The 17,561-nt window shown below is 64.7% G+C and carries 13 protein-coding genes, 2 pseudogenes and 1 riboswitch; of the genes and pseudogenes, 7 read left to right on the top strand and 8 right to left on the bottom strand.

Annotation, left to right across the window (positions count from 1 at the left end; genetic code table 11):
* Positions 1-795: a cobalamin-binding protein gene (locus DBO86_RS11305; RefSeq protein WP_108233718.1), complete on the top strand. Its 795-nt coding sequence runs from the start codon at positions 1-3 to the stop codon at positions 793-795.
* A 100-nt stretch (positions 796-895) separates the two neighbouring features.
* Here DBO86_RS11305 and DBO86_RS26670 read toward each other — a convergent pair whose 3' ends face one another.
* The 8 genes and pseudogenes from DBO86_RS26670 to DBO86_RS11265 all read right to left on the bottom strand — a co-directional run bounded on the left by DBO86_RS26670 (position 896) and on the right by DBO86_RS11265 (position 8,873).
* Positions 896-2,095, bottom strand: a complete 1,200-nt coding sequence (locus tag DBO86_RS26670; RefSeq protein ID WP_279630272.1) for a TonB-dependent receptor domain-containing protein — start codon at positions 2,093-2,095, stop codon at positions 896-898.
* Between the two features lie 24 nt (positions 2,096-2,119).
* Positions 2,120-2,836 carry a TonB-dependent receptor plug domain-containing protein gene (locus DBO86_RS26665; RefSeq protein ID WP_244185540.1) on the bottom strand — a complete coding sequence of 239 codons (717 nt, stop codon included), beginning with the start codon at positions 2,834-2,836 and terminating at the stop codon, positions 2,120-2,122.
* A 94-nt stretch (positions 2,837-2,930) separates the two neighbouring features.
* Positions 2,931-3,132, bottom strand: a riboswitch (cobalamin riboswitch).
* A 116-nt stretch (positions 3,133-3,248) separates the two neighbouring features.
* Positions 3,249-5,138 (bottom strand): 1-deoxy-D-xylulose-5-phosphate synthase, encoded by a 1,890-nt coding sequence (dxs, locus tag DBO86_RS11295; protein WP_108233717.1) that lies wholly within the window; start codon positions 5,136-5,138, stop codon positions 3,249-3,251.
* An 82-nt stretch (positions 5,139-5,220) separates the two neighbouring features.
* Positions 5,221-6,171: an alpha/beta fold hydrolase gene (locus tag DBO86_RS11290; protein WP_108233716.1), complete on the bottom strand. Its 951-nt coding sequence runs from the start codon at positions 6,169-6,171 to the stop codon at positions 5,221-5,223.
* Between the two features lie 197 nt (positions 6,172-6,368).
* A pseudogene (locus tag DBO86_RS11285) lies at positions 6,369-6,545 on the bottom strand (biotin carboxylase N-terminal domain-containing protein); the annotation flags it as partial.
* Positions 6,546-6,694: 149 nt separating this feature from the next.
* A complete protein-coding gene (locus DBO86_RS11280) occupies positions 6,695-7,582 on the bottom strand; it encodes a polyprenyl synthetase family protein (protein WP_108233715.1) in 888 nt (295 codons plus the stop codon).
* Entirely contained in the window at positions 7,579-7,821 is a 243-nt protein-coding gene (locus DBO86_RS11275; protein ID WP_003463176.1) for an exodeoxyribonuclease VII small subunit, read from the bottom strand. Before DBO86_RS11275 ends, DBO86_RS11280 begins: the two co-directional genes overlap by 4 nt.
* 281 nt (positions 7,822-8,102) lie before the next feature.
* Entirely contained in the window at positions 8,103-8,873 is a 771-nt protein-coding gene (locus tag DBO86_RS11265) for a sulfite exporter TauE/SafE family protein (RefSeq protein ID WP_108233714.1), read from the bottom strand.
* Positions 8,874-9,018: 145 nt separating this feature from the next.
* Between DBO86_RS11265 and pcaQ the strand changes: the two genes are divergently transcribed.
* From pcaQ to DBO86_RS11235, 6 genes and pseudogenes are all read left to right on the top strand, one after another.
* A complete protein-coding gene (gene pcaQ / locus DBO86_RS11260; RefSeq protein WP_108233713.1) occupies positions 9,019-9,948 on the top strand; it encodes a pca operon transcription factor PcaQ in 930 nt (309 codons plus the stop codon).
* 119 nt (positions 9,949-10,067) lie between these two features.
* Positions 10,068-10,460 (top strand): annotated as a pseudogene (locus DBO86_RS11255) (dioxygenase family protein); the annotation flags it as partial.
* Positions 10,461-11,032: 572 nt separating this feature from the next.
* Complete coding sequence (locus tag DBO86_RS11250) at positions 11,033-11,875, top strand: WD40/YVTN/BNR-like repeat-containing protein (protein WP_208600922.1); 843 nt, start codon at positions 11,033-11,035, stop codon at positions 11,873-11,875.
* A gap of 11 nt (positions 11,876-11,886) precedes the next feature.
* Positions 11,887-14,355 (top strand): efflux RND transporter permease subunit, encoded by a 2,469-nt coding sequence (locus DBO86_RS11245; protein WP_108233712.1) that lies wholly within the window; start codon positions 11,887-11,889, stop codon positions 14,353-14,355.
* Positions 14,356-14,396: 41 nt separating this feature from the next.
* Positions 14,397-16,295 (top strand): DUF1302 family protein, encoded by a 1,899-nt coding sequence (locus DBO86_RS11240; RefSeq protein ID WP_108233711.1) that lies wholly within the window; start codon positions 14,397-14,399, stop codon positions 16,293-16,295.
* 19 nt (positions 16,296-16,314) lie between these two features.
* The coding region (locus tag DBO86_RS11235; protein ID WP_108233710.1) for a DUF1329 domain-containing protein at positions 16,315-17,561 on the top strand (1,247 nt) is incomplete at its 3' end.

The following is a 17,561-nucleotide window of genomic DNA, read 5'->3' as shown; positions in this document are numbered from 1 at the left end:
ATGCGTACGTGGCTGCTCGCCCTGTGCCTGTTGGCGCTGCCGTTGGCTGCCGCCGAACGGGTGATCAGCCTGGCGCCTTCGCTCAGCGAAATCATGCTCGACCTGGATGCTGCTGACCTGCTGGTCGGCGTGCTCGAAGGCGATGAGCGTCCCGCCGCGCTGGCGCACCTGCCCACTGTTGGTCGTTATGGTCAGCTGGAATTCGAGCGACTGTTGCAGCTGGCGCCGGATCTGATCCTGATTGCGCCCGGTAGCGTACCGCCGGCGCAACAGGCGCAGTTGCAGCGTTTCGGTATCGAGTTGCTGAGCGTCGAACCGCGGCGTCTTGATCAGCTCGGTGATGCTTACGTGCGCATTGCTCAGCGAATTGGCCGCGTGCAGCAAGGCGAGCGGCTGGCTGCCGAATTTCGCGCCGAGCTGCGCGCGTTGCGCCATCGCTATCGGCGCGAGCATCCCTTGGCGGTGTTCTATCAGGTCTGGCATCAGCCGCTGTACACCATAGGTGGCGAGCAACTGATCGGCGATGCCTTGCAGGTCTGTGGGGCGCGCAACCTGTTCGATGATCTACCGCAGCCGGCGCCGCAGGTCAGCGTCGAGGCGGTGCTGGCGCGCGACCCGGATGTGATACTCGGCGGCAGCAATGCCGAGCTGATGGGCTGGCAGGCCTGGCCGCAGTTGCACGCGGTGCGCCAGGGCCAGGTCTGGGCGGTGCCGGACAAGGGCCTGGAGCGGCCCAGCCGGCAGATACTGGGGGCTGTCGAGCGGTTGTGCGAGCTGATGAAGACTGCGCGATAGGCCTCCTGCGCGGTGCTTGATCGGGTAGGGCGGGTGCAACCCGCCAGCGCGATCAATGGCGGGTTGCACCCGCCCTACTAGCAACGTCAGCCGTTGTGCCTTAGAAGCGATAGCCGATGCTGAGCTGGACATCCTCGCGGGCGGCGGGGTACAGGCCCTTGTTGCCGGGCGTCCACTGGCTGTAGGTGGCGTAGCTGTCGTAGCGTTTGCCGGTGAGGTTGTTGACCCGCAGCTTGCCGACGAAGCCTTGCCGCTCGTAGCTCAGCGCCGCGTTGAACAGGGTGTGGCCGCCTTCGCGCGGGAGCTGCTGGGCGTCGTCGCTGGCGAGGTAGCGGGCACCGGTGTAGACCGCTTCGAGATAACCCGTGAGGCCCGGCAGTATCAGGTAGTTGAGGTTGGCGCTGGCGGTGTGGCGGGCCACCCAGGGCACTTCGTTGCCCCTGAAGCTGCCGGCGCGGTATTCGGAATCGGTGAAGCTGTACTGGCCGCCGATAGCCAGCCTGTCGCTCAACTGGCGGCGTGCTTCCAGCAGCAGGCCGTCGCGGCGGGTCTTGTCCAGGTTGATATTGGCGCCGGTGGCCAGCGGGTCCCAGGGCATGGGATTGGCGATGGCCGAGTCGTACATCAGTTCGTCGTTCAGGTCCAGGCGGTACAGGGTGGCCTGGTAGCTCTGGATCGCGTCGCGCCATTCGATGCCGCTTTCCCAGGAGCTGCCGGTCTGCGGCTTGAGGAAGGTCACGTCTGGCAGGACGAAGCCGTTTTCCTCGACGTTGGCCCAGCGCAGGACATCTTCGCGTTTGAGGAACAGGCGGGTCTGTTCGTTGGCCTGCCAGCTCAGGCCGATACTGCTGCTGCCTTCGCGGTCGTCGTGCCGGCGGTTGGCGGCATGGTCGCTATCTTCCACCTTGCTGCTGCGGTAGCCCAGGGTCAGGGTCAGATCGCTGCCCAGTTGCTGGCTGTATTGGCCGTACCAGTCCTTGAGGGTCTGCTCGGCATCGCTGCCCCAACTGGTCTGGTAATCGCTGACGATACGGTCGTGGCCCAGCAGCAGGGTGCTGCTGCCCAGCGGCGTGTCGAAGCGTCCGGTCAGACGCGGGCTGACGCTTTCGATGCGGGTGTCCTGGTCGTAACGCCCCACGCCGAAGCTGCCGACGCCGTCCTGGTCGCTGTGGCTGTAGTCGAGGTTGGCGGTCCAGATCGATCCCAGTTGCTGCTCGAGGGCCAGGCGGTGTACCTGGGTCTTGCTGTCGTTCCAGGCGCTGGAAACGCTCTGGCGACGATCCGCGCGGCGCTGAGCCAGGCTCAGGGCATCGGGGTAGAGCAGTTAGTCGTCGATGCTCTGGTATTCGTAGAGGGCGTGGCCGCTGTCGTGATCGTAACGCAGGCGGGTGAAGGCGCTGCTGTAGTTGGCATGGTTGTGGTCGCGGTAGTTGTCGCGGTTGCGTGTTTCGCCGCTGGCATAGAGTGAGAAGCCGGCGCCCAGGGGCTGGAAGATATGCCCGCGATAGGCCTCCAGGTCGTGACTGCCACGGCTGGCTTCCAGGTAGGCTTCGCGGCTTTGCGGCGTGCGCGTGACGATGTTGATGACGCCGCCGACCGCCTGGTCGCCATACAGCACGGTGCCGGCGCCACGGACGATCTCGATGCGCTCGATATTGGCCAGCGCCACGCTGTTCAGTGCCGGGCCGGACAGGTTTGGCTGGTTGAGGCGACGGCCATCGACCAGTACCAGGATGTTGTTTATGGCATTGTCACCGAAGCCGCGCAGGCTGATGACGGCGCGGTTGCCGTCGCCCATGATGTCGCGGATCTGCACGCCGGCCTGGCTGCGCAGCAGGTCGAGCAGCGAGGTGGCGGCGCTGTCGTCGATCTGTTGGCGGTCGATGACGGCGACGCTGGCCGGGGTGGTCTGCTGGATCGGTGTGGCGCGGGTGATTACCTGGGGTGGCAGTTCCAGAGCGCTTTCGCGGGCTTGATCGGTGGCGCCCAGGGTCAGGCTCGGCGCCAGGGCGATGGCCAGGGCAAGGCGGGACAGTTTCATTAATTATTTTTCCTCAAAGGTCGACAGACTTTCGAGGAGGGCAGGCGCAAGCGCGACGCAGGGCAGCGCTTGACGGTGCTGCCCTCCGCAACACCTGTCACAACGCACCAAGGCCGGTCTCCGGGCTGCCGACTCGCGCTGGTCTCACCTTCCCGGGCGCTTGCCCAGTGGTCTGTCGAGACAGCGTGCAATCGCGGGGATTGCGGTCGGTTTACCGTTGCGGGGGCAGCGCAGGTCTTTCACCTGCTTCCCGTTTAACGCCCAGAATCGGGCGAACCTCGGTACAGCAAAACGCCGCGCACCATAATGCGCGGGGGGCCAAAGCACAAGGCCGGGGCGGGCGTGGGAGCGGACTTGTCCGCGAAGCTTTTCCGCTCGTTTTATTCGCGGACAAGTCCGCTCCCACAGGGTTCTACAGCCGCGCCAGGCGCTCGCGCACCGCCGATTCGATGCCGGCCTCGTCGAGGCCGCATTCGGCGAGCATCTGGCTGGGCTTGGCGTGCTCGACGTAATAGTCGGGCAGGCCCAGGTGCAGCAGCGGCAGCTGGATGTTCTCGGCGGCGAAGAATTCGCTGACCGCGCTACCGGCGCCGCCCATGATGCTGTTTTCTTCGATGGTCACCAGCAGCTCGTGGCTGCCTGCCAGTTCGCGCAGCAGGGCTTCGTCCAGCGGTTTGACGAAGCGCATGTCGACCACCGTGGCATCCAGCGTTTCACCCACGCGCAGGGCTTCGGCCAGTTGCACGCCGAAGGCCAGCAGGGCGACGCCCTTGCCCTGGCGGCGTACCACCGCCTTGCCAATTTCCAGCGGCTCCAGGCCGGCATCGAGCGGCGCGTTAGGGCCGGTGCCGCGTGGATAGCGCACCGCCGCCGGGCCGTCGAACAGGTGGCCGGTGGTGAGCATGCGGCGCAGCTCGTTCTCGTCGCTCGGCGTCATCACCAGCATGCCGGGGATGCAGCGCAGGTAGGACAGGTCGAAGCTGCCTGCGTGAGTCGGGCCGTCTTCGCCGACCAGGCCGGCGCGGTCGATGGCGAACAGCACGTCGAGGTGCTGCACGGCGACGTCGTGGATCAACTGGTCATAGGCGCGCTGGAGGAAGGTGGAGTAGATCGCCACCACCGGCTTGGCACCTTCGCAGGCCATGCCGGCGGCCAGGGTCACGGCGTGCTGCTCGGCAATCGCCACGTCGAAGTAGCGCTCGGGGAAGCGCTCGCTGAACGCCACCAGATCCGAGCCTTCCTTCATCGCCGGGGTGATGCCCACCAGGCGGTTGTCAGCGGCGGCCATGTCGCACAGCCACTGGCCGAATACGTTGGAGTATTTCGGGCCGCTTGGCTTCTTCGGAGCGGCTACCGGGGGCACCGGTTCCAGCTTGGTGATGGCGTGATAGCCGATGGGGTCAGCCTCGGCCGGGGCGAAGCCCTTGCCCTTCTTGGTCACCACATGCAGGAACTGCGGGCCGTCGAGGTCGCGCATATTGCGCAGGGTGGCGAGCAGGGTCGGCAGGTCGTGGCCGTCGATGGGGCCAACGTAGTTCCAGCCCAGCTCCTCGAACAGGGTGCCGGGCACCAGCATGCCCTTGGCGTGTTCCTCGACCTTGCGCGCGATTTCCCAGGCGCCGGGCAGGCGCGAGAGGATCTTCTTGCTGCCCTCGCGCATGCTGGCGTAGGTGCGGCTGGAGATGATCTTGGCCAGGTAGTTGGACAGGCCGCCGACATTCTTGGAGATCGACATGTCGTTGTCGTTGAGGATCACCAGCATGTTGGCGCCGACGTCGGTGGCGTGATTCAGCGCCTCGAAGGCCATGCCGGCGGTCAGTGCGCCGTCACCGATCACCGCCACGCTCTTGCGCTTCTCGCCCTTCAGGCGGGCGGCGATGGCCATGCCCAGCGCCGCGCTGATGCTGGTGCTGGAGTGGCCGACGCCGAAGGTGTCGTACTCGCTCTCGCTACGGCGCGGGAAGGCGGCCAGGCCGTCCTTCTGGCGCAGGCTTCCCATGCGCTCGCGGCGACCGGTGAGGATCTTGTGCGGGTAGGCCTGATGGCCGACGTCCCACACCAGGCGGTCATCGGGGGTGTCGAAGACGTAATGCAGGGCGATGGTCAGCTCGATCACGCCGAGCCCGGCACCGAAGTGCCCGCCGCTCTGGCCAACGCTATAGAGCAGGTATTGGCGCAGTTCGTCGGCGAGGGTTTCCAGGTCCGCTTCGGCCAGGCGGCGCAGTTCGTCGGGCGTGTTGGCGCTGTCGAGCAGCGGCGTCAACGGGCGCTCGCGGGGGATCTCGTGGAAAGTGGTCGGCATCAGGCGAATCGTTATAGGTGTAAAAGATGCGGCAGTTTACCTGATGCCAGGAAAACAGCCCAATCCGCTGTCCATATCGCCGTTACCGGTAGTGCCTAAGCAGGAAATCCAGCAGCAGGGCGCTGACCTGTTCGCCGCATTCGGCTTGTAGCCAGTGGCCCGCGCCGGGCAGGTCGTGGTGCTCCAGGTGCGGCACCTTGTCGCCCATGCGTTTCAGCGTCGGTGCCTCGAAGCGGCCGACCGGGTCATTTTCTCCGAGCAGGAACAGCGTCGGCTGCTCCACCTGAAGCCCGGCCAGGGCCTCGGTACGTTGCCAGTTGCGTTCGAAGTTGCGGTACCAGTTCAGCGCGCCGCGAAAGCCGTGGCGCTCGAAGGTGCGCAGGTAGTGGGCGAACATCGCCTCGTTGCACCAGGGCGGCAGTGGCAGGTCATCCGGCATGCCGTCGAACAGTCGCGCATCGGCTGGTTTGTCCGTTGCCAGCAGGGCATCGCCGAGGCCGCCGAGCAGCAGGCGCAGGCTGCGGCCGATGTCTTCGTCCAGCTCGGCCTCGGCCACGCCCGGTTGCTGGAAATACAGGATGTAGTGGAAGCGCCCGGCATAGGCCTCGCGCATTATCTCGATGGCCGGGCGTTTCGGCCGGCCGCCGAAGGGCACCGACAGTGCGCCGAGCGCCTTGACCCGCTGCGGCTCCAGCAGTGCCAGATGCCAGGCCACCGGTGCGCCCCAGTCGTGGCCGACCACCGCTACCTCGCGCTGGTCGAGCTTGTCCATCGCCGCCTGGATATCGCCGCACAGGGTGAGCAGGTCATAGGCCGCCGGATCAGCCGGCGCGCTGCTGGCGCCGTAGCCACGCATTTCCGGGGCGAACACGCGATAGCCAGCGGCGGCCAGAGCCTCGATCTGTGGATGCCAGGCGTACCAGCATTCCGGGAAACCATGCAGCAGCCACACCGGCTTGCCGTGCTCGAGCCCGGCGCTGTACAGGCTCAGTTCGATGCCGTTAACGGCGAGCAGGCGATGGTCGATGTGCATGGATAATTCCTTGGCTATGTCTGAGTTAAGTGTTGGGGGGGGGTAAAGGGCCGTAGGGTGGGCCGGGCGGCGCTCCCTACAAGGCTCCGAACCTTCCCCGGAACTGCTTGGCAACAGCTAACGCGGATATAGCCAATTCCTTACCAGGTGTCGACGAAGGGACGTTTCTTACCGTCGCGCCGGGTCGGACGCGGCGCCGCATTGAGGCCGCGTCCAGCCAGCGCAACGGCCTGGTCGGCCTTGCGTGTGTGCAGGCAGGTTCCGTCATCTTCGGCATATACCGCCACGCTGCGAATACCGAGGTCGGCGCAGGCCTGGGCGATACGGATGGCGATCTCGCCGCGGTTGGCGATCAGCAGGGCGGGGAATGGCATGGCGGCTCCGGACGTCATGTCGTTATGGAGCCATCTTAGGAGGCTGGCCGCAGGGGTAAAGCAAGCCTTATGCGGCGATCATGCCGACATAGATGCAAATGATGATAGCGCGTGGCTTTCGCGGCTGAAGCCGCTCCCTCAAGAGCGGCCTAGCTGCGTCGCTCGACGATGTAGCGCGCCAGCTCGCGCAGCGGTTCGGCGCTGTTGCCGAACGGGCGCAGCACGTGCAGGGCCTGGTCGCGCAGCTCCAGTGCGTAGTCCTTGGCCGCGTCGAGGCCAAGCAGGGCGGGGTAGGTGGGCTTGTCGTGGGCTTCGTCCTTGCCCTGGGTCTTGCCCAGGGTGGCGGTATCGCTCTCCACGTCGAGGATGTCGTCCTGTACCTGGAAGGCCAGGCCGATGGCGCGGGCGTATTGCAACAGGGCCTTGTGCGCGAGCTCGTCGATGTTGCCACTGGCCAGGGCGCCGAGCGCCACGCTGGCTTCGATCAGCGCGCCGGTCTTGTGCCGGTGCATCACTTCCAGCGCCTGCTGGTCGAGCCTCCGGCCGACCGAGCCAAGGTCGATGGCCTGACCGCCGACCATGCCGGCCGGGCCTGCAGCCTGGCTCAGCAACTCGATCATCTGCAGGCGCGTCTCGGCATCCTGCGGATTGCGCCGGTGGTCGGCGAGCACTTCGAAGGCCAGGCTTTGCAGACCATCGCCAGCAAGGATGGCACTGGCTTCGTCGAAGGCCTTGTGGGTGGTCGGCTGACCGCGACGCAGGTCGTCATCGTCCATCGCCGGCAGATCGTCGTGCACCAGCGAGTAGGCATGGATCAGCTCCACCGCACAGGCAGCGCCATCGGCACGTTCGAGATCACCTTCGAGAGCCTCGCAAGCGGCATAGACCAGCAGCGGGCGCACGCGCTTGCCGCCGTTCATCACGCTGTAGCGCATGGCCTGGTAGAGGCGCTCGAGCTCCGAGCGCGGAGCTTGAAACAGCGCTTCCAGTGCAGTGTCGACGCGACTCTGGCAGCGCTTCTGATACGCCGCAATCATGCGGGCTCGTCCGTGTCGAAGGGGGCGGGCTGCAACTCACCGTCGCGCTCGAGCAGAATCTGCACCTTCTGCTCGGCCTGGGCCAGGGCGGCCTGACATTCACGGGTCAGGCCGATGCCCTGCTCGAAAGCAGTCAGCGAGTCTTCCAGCGACAGCTCGCCGCTCTCCAGGCGCTCGACCAGCGTCTGCAGTTCGGCGAGGGAGTGTTCGAAGTCGGGGGCGGCTTTCTTGCGGGCCATGGTGGCTGGTCTCGGGAAGCGTAGAATCGGGCGCGACACTAGCAGAGCCGCGCTTCTCGGGCAAATCAGCGGGTTTTGGAGGCGCAGAGCCGCGCGCCTGGGGAATGTCGATTCAACGCGATCGTTCGTAGGAGCCCCGCCTCGGGGCGAAGCTTTTCAAATGCGCGGCGCCTTGATTCGCGGCGGGGCGCCGCTCCTACACATTCGATACGTTGACGCCTGACTGAGTGGCATCAGGCGTGCTCGGACACTGTCCGGTCTATTTTTCGCAGGGCTGGTTTTTACGCGGAGAAGTAGGTGCTCCAGAAGTAGTACAGGGTCATCGTGCTGCCGACCAGGATGACGAAGCTGCGCAGCAGTGCCGGCGGCAGCTTCTCGCCCAGTGCACCACCGGCATAACCGCCGATGGTGGCACCGGTGAGCAGGATCGCTAGCTCGTACCAGCTGACCCGGCCGGCGATCACGAAGGTCAGCGTGGCGATGCTGTAGATCACTGCCGAGATCAGGTTTTTCAGTGCGTTGGCGCGGGCCAGCGGGTGGCCTTCGATGGAAAACGCGGCCAGCTGCAGGATGCCCATACCGGCGCCGAAGTAGCCGCCGTAGATCGACACGCCGATGTGTGCACCCAGCGACAACGGCGTGTGCGGCGGATGCCCGGCGGCCTTGCGCCGCGCGGCCAGAGCGCGCCCCAGCCAGGGGCTGGCGGCGAACAGCGCGGTGGCGGCCAGCAACAGCCACGGGATCAGCACGCGGAACACATCGTCGCCGCCTGCCAGCAGCAACAGACCGCCGAGCAGGCCGCCGGCCAGGCCGGCCAGCAGCAGTGGAAGCAGATAACGACCCAGCGGCCGCAACGAGGCGCGCGCTGCCCAGGCACCAGCCAGGCTGGCCGGCCACAATGCCACGGCGTTGGTGGCGTTGGCCGTCACCGGCGGCAGGCCGGCGGCGAGCAGGGCGGGGAAGGAAAAGAAGGTACCGCCGCCAGCCAGGGCATTCATGCCCCCAGCGGCGAAACCGGCGAGGGCCAACAGCAGCAGATCAGGCAGGGACATCGGGCAGGCTCGCACAAAAAAGGTGCAGCATAGAGCTGACCCAACGGTCAGCCAAGTGCGACTAAAGTGACGAACCTGCCAATTGTCGTCTGTGCCAGGCCTATGCTTTGCGGCATCATCGCAGCACCTGTATTCGGTACCCGCGATGAACATCGACACCCGTATCAAATTCCGTCACCTGCTGTGCTTTCTCGAGATCGCCCGCCAGCGCAGTTTCGCCAAGGCAGCCGATGCCCTTGCGGTCAGCCAGCCGGCGATCTCCAAGACGCTCAAGGAGCTGGAGGAGATCCTCGAGGCCAGCCTGTTCGAGCGGGGCAGGAACGGGGTGAGTCTGACCGCTGCTGGGGTGGCCTTCATGCGTTACGCCGACCCCTGCGTGCAGGCGCTGCGGGATGGCGTGAATAGCCTGCGCGAAGGCGAGCACGAGGCTGGGCAGGTGCGCGTGGGCGTGCTCTCTACCGTCGAGAGCCTGCTGATTCCCGAGGTGGTGCGGCGCCTGCATCAGCGCCACTCGGCGCTGGTGGTCAGTGTTGCTACCGGGCCGGGCGCCTACCTGCTTGGTCAGTTGCGCGTTGGCGAGCTGGACCTGGTGGTCGGGCGCATGACCGACAGCCCGGACATCCAGGGCCTGACCTTCGAGCACCTGTACAGCGAGTCGATGAGCCTGGTGGTGCGCCCCGGTCACCCGCTACTGGCCGCCGGCGCCGCCGCGCTGGGACAGCTTGGCGATTACCCGCTGGTGCTGCCGACGGCAGGTACCACCATCCGCAAGCATGCCGACAGCCTGTTCGTGCAGTGCGGGGTGACGCCCTCGCGGCAGCGCCTGGAAACCCTGTCGCCGGCGCTGAGTCGGCGCTACGTGCTGTCCGGCGATGCGCTGTGGGTGGCGCCGCAGGACGCGGTGTGCCTGGACGTACAGCGTGGCGAGCTGGTCGAGCTGCAGTTGGGTGTGCAGGAACCGGGTGGCTCGGTGGGTATCTGCCGCAACAGCGCGCTGGCCCTGCCGCTGGCCGCCGAGCAATTCTGCGCGGCGCTGCGTGAGGTGGCCGAAGCCTACCGCGAAGGGCTTTTTTAATAACCATTTGGTTATGGATAGGCGGCGTCTTTTCAATATTCCCCGCGTCTGCTTTGTCGGAAACTGTGTTTCAGCCTGATCCCAGGTCGACTCCACAATACTCACAACAGGAGCGCACCATGCCTGCCGAGGACAATCGCCGTTTCGTCATTCGTGACCGCAACTGGCACCCCAAAGCCCTGACGCCCGATTACAAGACCTCCATCGCCCGCTCGCCGCGTCAGGCGTTGGTAAGCATCCCGCAGTCGATTTCCGAAACCACCGGCCCGGACTTCTCGCACCTCAAGCGTGGTGAGCACGACAACGACCTGCTGCTCAACTTCAACAACGGTGGCCTGCCCATCGGCGAGCGCATCATCGTTTCCGGGCGGGTGATGGATCAGTACGGCAAGCCGATCCCGCACACCCTGGTGGAAATGTGGCAGGCCAACGCCGGTGGCCGCTACCGGCACAAGAACGACCGCTATCTGGCGCCGCTCGATCCCAACTTCGGTGGTGTCGGCCGTGCTTTGCTTGGTGGTGATGTCATTGCGGTTATGTAGGGCTGAGGTTTTTTGAATCGGATGGCTGTTCAGGATCCCAGCCGTGTCCGTTGGGAGCAGTGCTGGCCATTGAGCGCATGCCATGGCTGACCTGGGGCCCTTCAAAATCCATTCGCTGGCGGATCCTTGCGTCTGTACTTCACCAAATGGACAACCCTTTCATCGGTTTGATTATTTGCTCAACTCTACCGCCTACGAACTGAGGTGCGAGCCCTTCGGTGGAGTATCGGTGAGGCAATAAAAATCAATATATATCAACGGTTTATATCGTGATTAAAGCCGCAGATTAACTGCTGGCACAGGCGTTGCTTTAGCGTCATCAACCGCTTCAAGACAACAACAATCACAAGTGGTGAGACGTGATGAAAACGCGAAACTCTCTCGATGGCCGTTGGCCGTTGAGTGCCTACCGCCGTGCACCCTGTTTGCTTAGCGCAATACTCCTACCTGCTTTCTTGGTTGGTTGCGAAGCGCAGCTAAATCTCTCTGGCGTAGAGGCCAGCAGCTCCAAGGCCGTTCAGCGCACCGATTTTTACCAGGCCATGGCCAGTACACCAGGCGTCACTCTGCTGGCCGGTAACAATGGCGTGCTGTTGAGCAGTCTCGATCAGGGCAAGAACTGGTCGCGTCAGATCATCGCAAATGGTCGCAGCCTGATTGATCTGGATGCCTGCGCCGATGGCAGCTTCATCGCGCTCAGTTTCGACAACTATCTGTGGCATAGCCACGATCAGGGCAAGAGCTGGCGCGAGATCCAGTTGCCGACCCAAGAGCAGATGCTAACGGCGGCCTGTTCGCCAAGCGGAGCCTGGTGGGTCGCCGGCGGCCTAAGCACGTTGCTCGGCAGCACTGACCTGGGGGCCAACTGGCAGGAAACCAGCCTCGACGAAGACGCCATGCTGACCAACCTGCAGTTCATCGACCGCGATCATGCGGTGGCCGTGGCTGAGTTCGGCATGCTCTTCGCCAGCCAGGACGGCGGCGCCAATTGGCAGCTGGCCGGCACCCTGCCGGACGAGTTCTACCCGCACGCCAGCTACTTCCGCAGCCTCGAGGAGGGCTGGGTCGGTGGCCTCAACGGCTTCATCTACCACACCACGGATGCCGGGCAGAGCTGGCAACGCCAGAGCACGCCGAGCAGCGCGCCGATCTTCGGCTTTCTAGCGAGCGACAACGGCCTGTTCGCCGTCGGCGACCACAGCAGCGTGCTGCAACTGGCCGGTGAACAGTGGCAAACGCTGCCGACGCCCGATGCGCCGGTCTACTTGCGCGCCATCACCGCGGATAGCGCGCAACGCCTGATCGTTGCCGGCGGCCGCGGCCTGCTGCTGACCCTCGACACTGCGCCCAGCGCTACGCCCGCCGTTGCCACCACGACCGACTGAGACCCGTCACCATGCCGATACTGCATCCGTTTAGCCATAAGTTGGCTCAGGCCAAGGTCTGGCTGTTCGACCACCCGCGCACCGTGCTGGCGATCATCGCGGTGCTGACCCTGTTCTTCGCCCTGCGCATTCCCGGGCTGAAGGTCTACACCGACTTCTCCGATCTGCTGCCGCAGGAACACCCGTACATCCAGCTGCACAACAGCATCAAGGACAGCTTCGGCGGCGCCAACGTGCTGGTCATCGGCGTGGCCTTCGACAAAGGCGACCTGTTCAGCAACGAGCGCCTGGCCTTGATCGATCGGGTCACCCAGGCGGTGGACAGCCTACCCGGAGTCAACCACAACCTGGTCAGCAGCCTGACCCACCGCAACTCGCGCAAGGTCTGGCTGACCGAGGTCGGCAGCATCAACTCCGAGCCTTACTACCAACCCGAGTTTGGCCAGCTCTCCGCCGCGCAGTTGGACGCGATGAAAGCCGACGTGGTGGCCAACCCGCGGGTCTATGGCCCATTGGTGTCGCCGGACCTGCAAGTGGCGCTGGTCAAGGCGCAACTGATCGAGGGCCAGCTCGACTACGCCAAAACCTTCGCGCAGATCCAGGCGCTGCGCGATGCCGAGAAGATCGACGGGGTGACCCTCTACGCCACCGGCCAGCCGGTGCTGGTGGGCTGGGCCTACACCTACATGAGCCAGATTTTGCAGATCTTCATCTGCACCGTGCTGATCATGCTGGCGCTGCTGGTGATGCATTTCCGCAAGGCCTATGGCGTGCTGATCCCACTCGGCGGGGTAATGATATCGACCATCTGGGGCCTCGGCATCATCAGCCTGCTGGGCTACAACCTCGACCCGTTGGGCCTGGTGATTCCCTTCCTGATCGCCGCCCGGGCCATGAGCCACGGAGTGCAACTGGTCGAACGCTATTACGCCGAGGTCAAACTGCTCGGCGACGGCCCGCTGGCCGCGCGCGCCACCTTCGACAGCCTGTTCCGCCCCGGCACCCTGGGCATTGTCTCGGACGCCATCGGCCTGCTGCTGATCGCCATCGGCTCAATCGCCCTGAACACCAAGCTGGGCATCTATGCCTCGCTGTGGGCGACCACGGTGATCTTCAGCGTGCTGATCGGCGTGCCGCTGCTGCTGTCGATCCTGCCCAAGCCGAAGAACCCGGAGATGCGCGAGACCGCGCTGCGCCACATCGGCGCGATCTGTGCGCGGACGGTGGCCAACCCGAGCGCCGCGCGCAAGGCGCTGGGCCTGGCCGCGCTGGCCATCCTCGCCAGCCTGTGGGTCTCCTCCCAGGTGCGCATCGGCGACTCCGAGCCCGGTTCGCCGATCCTCTACCCGGAACACGACTACAACGTCTCGTCCAAGGAGATCAACCAGCGCTTCCCCGGCTCGGAAGAGCTGTACATCGTCGCCGAGCATGCCGAGAAAGGCGGAATCAAGAAACCCGAGGTGCTGCGCGCCCTGCAATCGCTGCAAAACCACATGCTCAGCGACCCCTCGGTCGGCGGCAGCAAGGGCTTGCCGGACCTGATCACCCAGGTCAACCGGCTGATGCACAACGACGATCCGCGCTGGCTGCAGATTCCCCACGACGCCAATTACGTCGGCGGGCTGATGTTCACCTACATGGCCTCCAGCCCGATCCCCGGGGCGCTCAACGAGTACACCGACACCGACGACCGCGTCGCCAACCTGGTGTTCTATTACAAGGATCGTCAGGGCGAAACCATCCGCCGCGCCATCCACATGGCCAAGCAGTGGATCGAGCAGCACGGCGATGCAGTGCCGGGGCTGAGCATCCGCCTGGCTGGCGGTACCCTCGGCGTGGCCGCGGCGATGAACGAGTCGGCATTCGAGACCAACCTGGTGGTGCTGCCGCTGGTGTTCCTGCTGATCTTCGTCTTCGTCATGCTGTTCTACACCTCCTGGCATGCCGGCTTGATGATGCTCCTGGCGATGGCCTTCGCCACCGCGCTGACCTACGCCTATATGGGCCTGGCCGGCATGGGTATCGACATCAACACGGTGCCGGTGATCGCCGTCGGCATTGGCGTGGGCATCGACTACTCAATCTACATGATGGATCGCATCCGCGAGGAAATGGTCAAGTTTGGCCGTCTCACCGACGCGGTGCGCCAGGCCATCGCCACCACCGGCATGGCCATCAGCTTCACCGCACTGACCCTGATGGCCGGGATCATCATGTGGGTGATCCTCTCGGACCTGCGTTTCCAGTCCGATGCCGCCCTGCTGCTGTGCGTGATGATCGTCATCAACGCCATCGCCGCCATGTTGCTGGTACCCGCCTGGGTGCTGGTGTTCAAACCGAAGTTCATCACCGGGGCCTATGCCGACGCAGACGGCATTCTGCACGCCGACGCTGCCGTGCCCGCCTCTGCCGAATCCCTGCCGGTCGCGCCCAGCGTGGCGACCGGCGGGCTGCCGCAAGGGGAACGCCATCCGGCCTGAACCGGATGCCTTCCCACACTTAAACCGCACGAGGACCTGTCATGCCGACAACAACAAAAATGGGCCTGCGACACTGGAGTCTGGCCCTGCTGGGCGGCTCAAGCCTTGCTCTGACGCCACTGACTTCGGTCATGGCCGAGGAAGAAATGCAGTTCACCGGTTTCTACGAGAATGCCACCTTCGTTCGCGATAGCGCCGGATTGTCGAAATTCCGCAACACCGTGCAGGTCAACGCGGACAAGAAATTCGGCACCCTGGGCCAGCTGAACTTCAACAACGTGGCCTTCCACGGCACATTCCGCGCTACCTACGACGGGGTCTACGACCTCAACAGCAGCGAGTACGGCAGTGGCGCGGGCGGCGCGGTCAACCTGGAGAACAACATCGCCGGCGCGGGCTCGACTGTGCCGCACGGCGGCGGCATGCGTCCGCCAGGCACCTTCTTTGGCGTCAACGACGCGCGCAACCCCAACGAGGGGATGATCGTGCTCGGCGAAAACCTGCACAAAACCCGTGGCGGCGCGGCCTTCGGCGTGCCGGTACGGCCCTGCGACAAGGACAGCCGCGGCTGCATCGACGACTACCTCGACTACAGCAGCAACGACCTGCGCTACCCCGAGTTCAACGAACGCCTGGACTTCATCCGCGAGCTCTACGTCGACTTCGACAACGAGCTGCCCAACGGCGACATCCTGAGCTGGCGCCTGGGCAAGCAGCAGGTGATCTGGGGCCGCACCGACCTGTTCCGCGTGCTCGACGTGATCAACCCGATCGACTTCTCGCGCAACAACATCTACGACGAACTGGAGGACATCCGCATCCCGATGTGGATCGCCAAGGCCGACTGGCGCATGGGCGCCAACGAGGTGTTCGACGACCTCAACCTGTCGTTCGTGTGGAACTTCGACAAGTTCCGCCCGCACAACCTCGGCCAGTGCGGCACGCCGAACTCGGCCCTGGATGCCGGCTGTTTCTTCCGCGGCATGAACAACCTGTGGGAAAACGGCAGCACCGTGGCCAACTTCGCCGGCGGCAACATCGCCACCGACTTCGGCCCCGGCCAGATCGGTATCCGCAAGGCGCACATGCCGTCCTGGAGCCTGTCCAACAGCCAGTTCGGCATCAAGCTGGAAGGCGTCTATGGCGATTTCGGCTTCTCGCTGAACGCCCTGACCTACCGCTCGCAACTGCCCTCGCTGCGTGGCGGCATCCCGGCGCAGAACCCCTTCACCGGTGAAACCGCGGTATGGCCGGCCCTGATCGCCTTCGATATCCATTTCCCGCGGGTCAACCTGATCGGCGGTTCGATGGACTACTACTCGCAAGCGATCGACACGGTGTTCCGCGTCGAAGTCGCGCACACCGAGGGCGAGGAGTTTGCCAACACCCTGCAATCACGGCTGTTCTCCGAGTCCGACGTCACCCGTTACGTGATCGGTGCGGACAAGAACATCTTCATCCCCTTCCTCAACCCCGGCCGCGCCTTCCTCTTCTCCGGCCAGTTGTTCGGCCAGCACATCCGCGAGCACCAGCTTGAGGATCGCCCACTGGGCAAGGCCGGCATGCCGGACTGGGAGCAGAACTGGATCGGCACCCTGCTGGTCAAGGGCTGGTGGATGAACGACCGGCTGAGCCCGCAGGTGCTAGTGGCCCACGACCTCAAGGCCCATGCCACGGCCATCGCGCCGAGCGTGCAGTACCTGTTCAGCGACAACCTGAAGATCATCGCCGGCGCCAACTTCAAGGTCGGCCGTGGTGCTCGCGAGTTCGACGACTGCCGTAGCTGCAACCCCTGGGACCCCTTCACCAGCTTTGGCCTGCCGGAGGGCGTAACCGCCGGTCTGAGCGGCTACGAGCCGCTGGGCCGCTTCCGCGCCGGCCCCATCGGCATGGCGCAGAAGGAAGACGAACTGCAACTGACCCTGCGTTACAGCTTCTGATCAATCACGAGGAATAGCCATGAACAACAAGAAATCCCGGCAGAGCCGCGCCCTGGCGCTGGCCCTGTTGACGCTGGGCGCGACCAGCGGCGTGCACGCCGCCGACGAGGCGGTGATCCAGCAGTCCTTCTACCCCTACCAGAACGACAAGCCGAGCTTCGCCGGTCTGAGCGCCGGCATGACCATCAACAAGGGCAACGTCGCCCAGTTCAAGGAGATTCTCGACCCGGCCTTCTACGGCTTTATCGAGAAAGGTTGGGTGGAGCTGAAGGTCGGCGACACCACCTCCTTCGACCTGCACCCCAACTATGTCGAGGCTACCCGCCAGCACATGGACACGGTCAAACTCGGCGCGAAGCCCGGCGAGATCAGTGGCGCCGTGGCCGGCCGGCCGTTCCCCCAGGAGCCGGACGCGAACGACCCGCGCGCCGGCGAGAAGCTCGCCTGGAACTACAAGTACGGCTACAACTGGGGCGACAGCGCCGCCATCTCGCCGTTCTACTGGAAGTTCCGCGACATGAACACGGGCAAGCTGGAACGCACCATCAAGTTCGACTTCCACTTCCTCAACTTCACCCGCCGGGTCAACCAAGAGCCCACGCCGGCGATCACCCCCAACCCGTCGCAGCTGTTCCGCGGCATCTACGTCAAGGCGCAGGAGCCCTATGACGTGCGCAACACCCAGCTGCTGATCCATCGCGCCGAGGACGACCTCAAGCGCGACAACTCCTGGTTGTACCTGGGCTTCCAGCGCCGCGTGCGGCGCCTGGCCACCGGCCAGGTGACCGATGCCTTCCTCGGCTCCGACTTGATGATCGAGGACTTCGAGGGCTACAACGGGCGTATTTCCGACATGCAGTGGAGCTACAAGGGCACCCGCTTCATGCTGATGCCGTTCTACAACCACAACGACCTGACGCTGGACAGCGAAACGCACAAGGACAGCGACGGTTACCAGGTGGTGGCGTTCGGCGGTCAGGGCGGCTGTTTCCCCAACATCACCTGGCAGCTGCGCAAGGTCTACGAGGTGGAATCGGTGCCGGTGGACGGCAGCCACCCACTGTCCAAGCGCGTGCACTACATGGATGCGCAGACCTTCACCGTGCCGCGCACCGTGTCGTATGACCGCAAGGGCAGCATGTGGAAGACCTTCACCATCGGCCAGGCCCACCCGGACCACCACCTGCCGAAGAACAAGGGCTCCGGCGTGTCGATCGACGACAGCTTCACGATGATCGACATCCAGGCCATGCACTGCACCACGGG

Source organism: Ectopseudomonas oleovorans, from assembly GCF_003052605.1.
Lineage (GTDB): Bacteria > Pseudomonadota > Gammaproteobacteria > Pseudomonadales > Pseudomonadaceae > Aquipseudomonas > Aquipseudomonas oleovorans_A.
The sequence above is the reverse complement of the archived record's forward strand: the minus strand, read 5'-3'. Positions and strand labels throughout refer to the sequence as shown.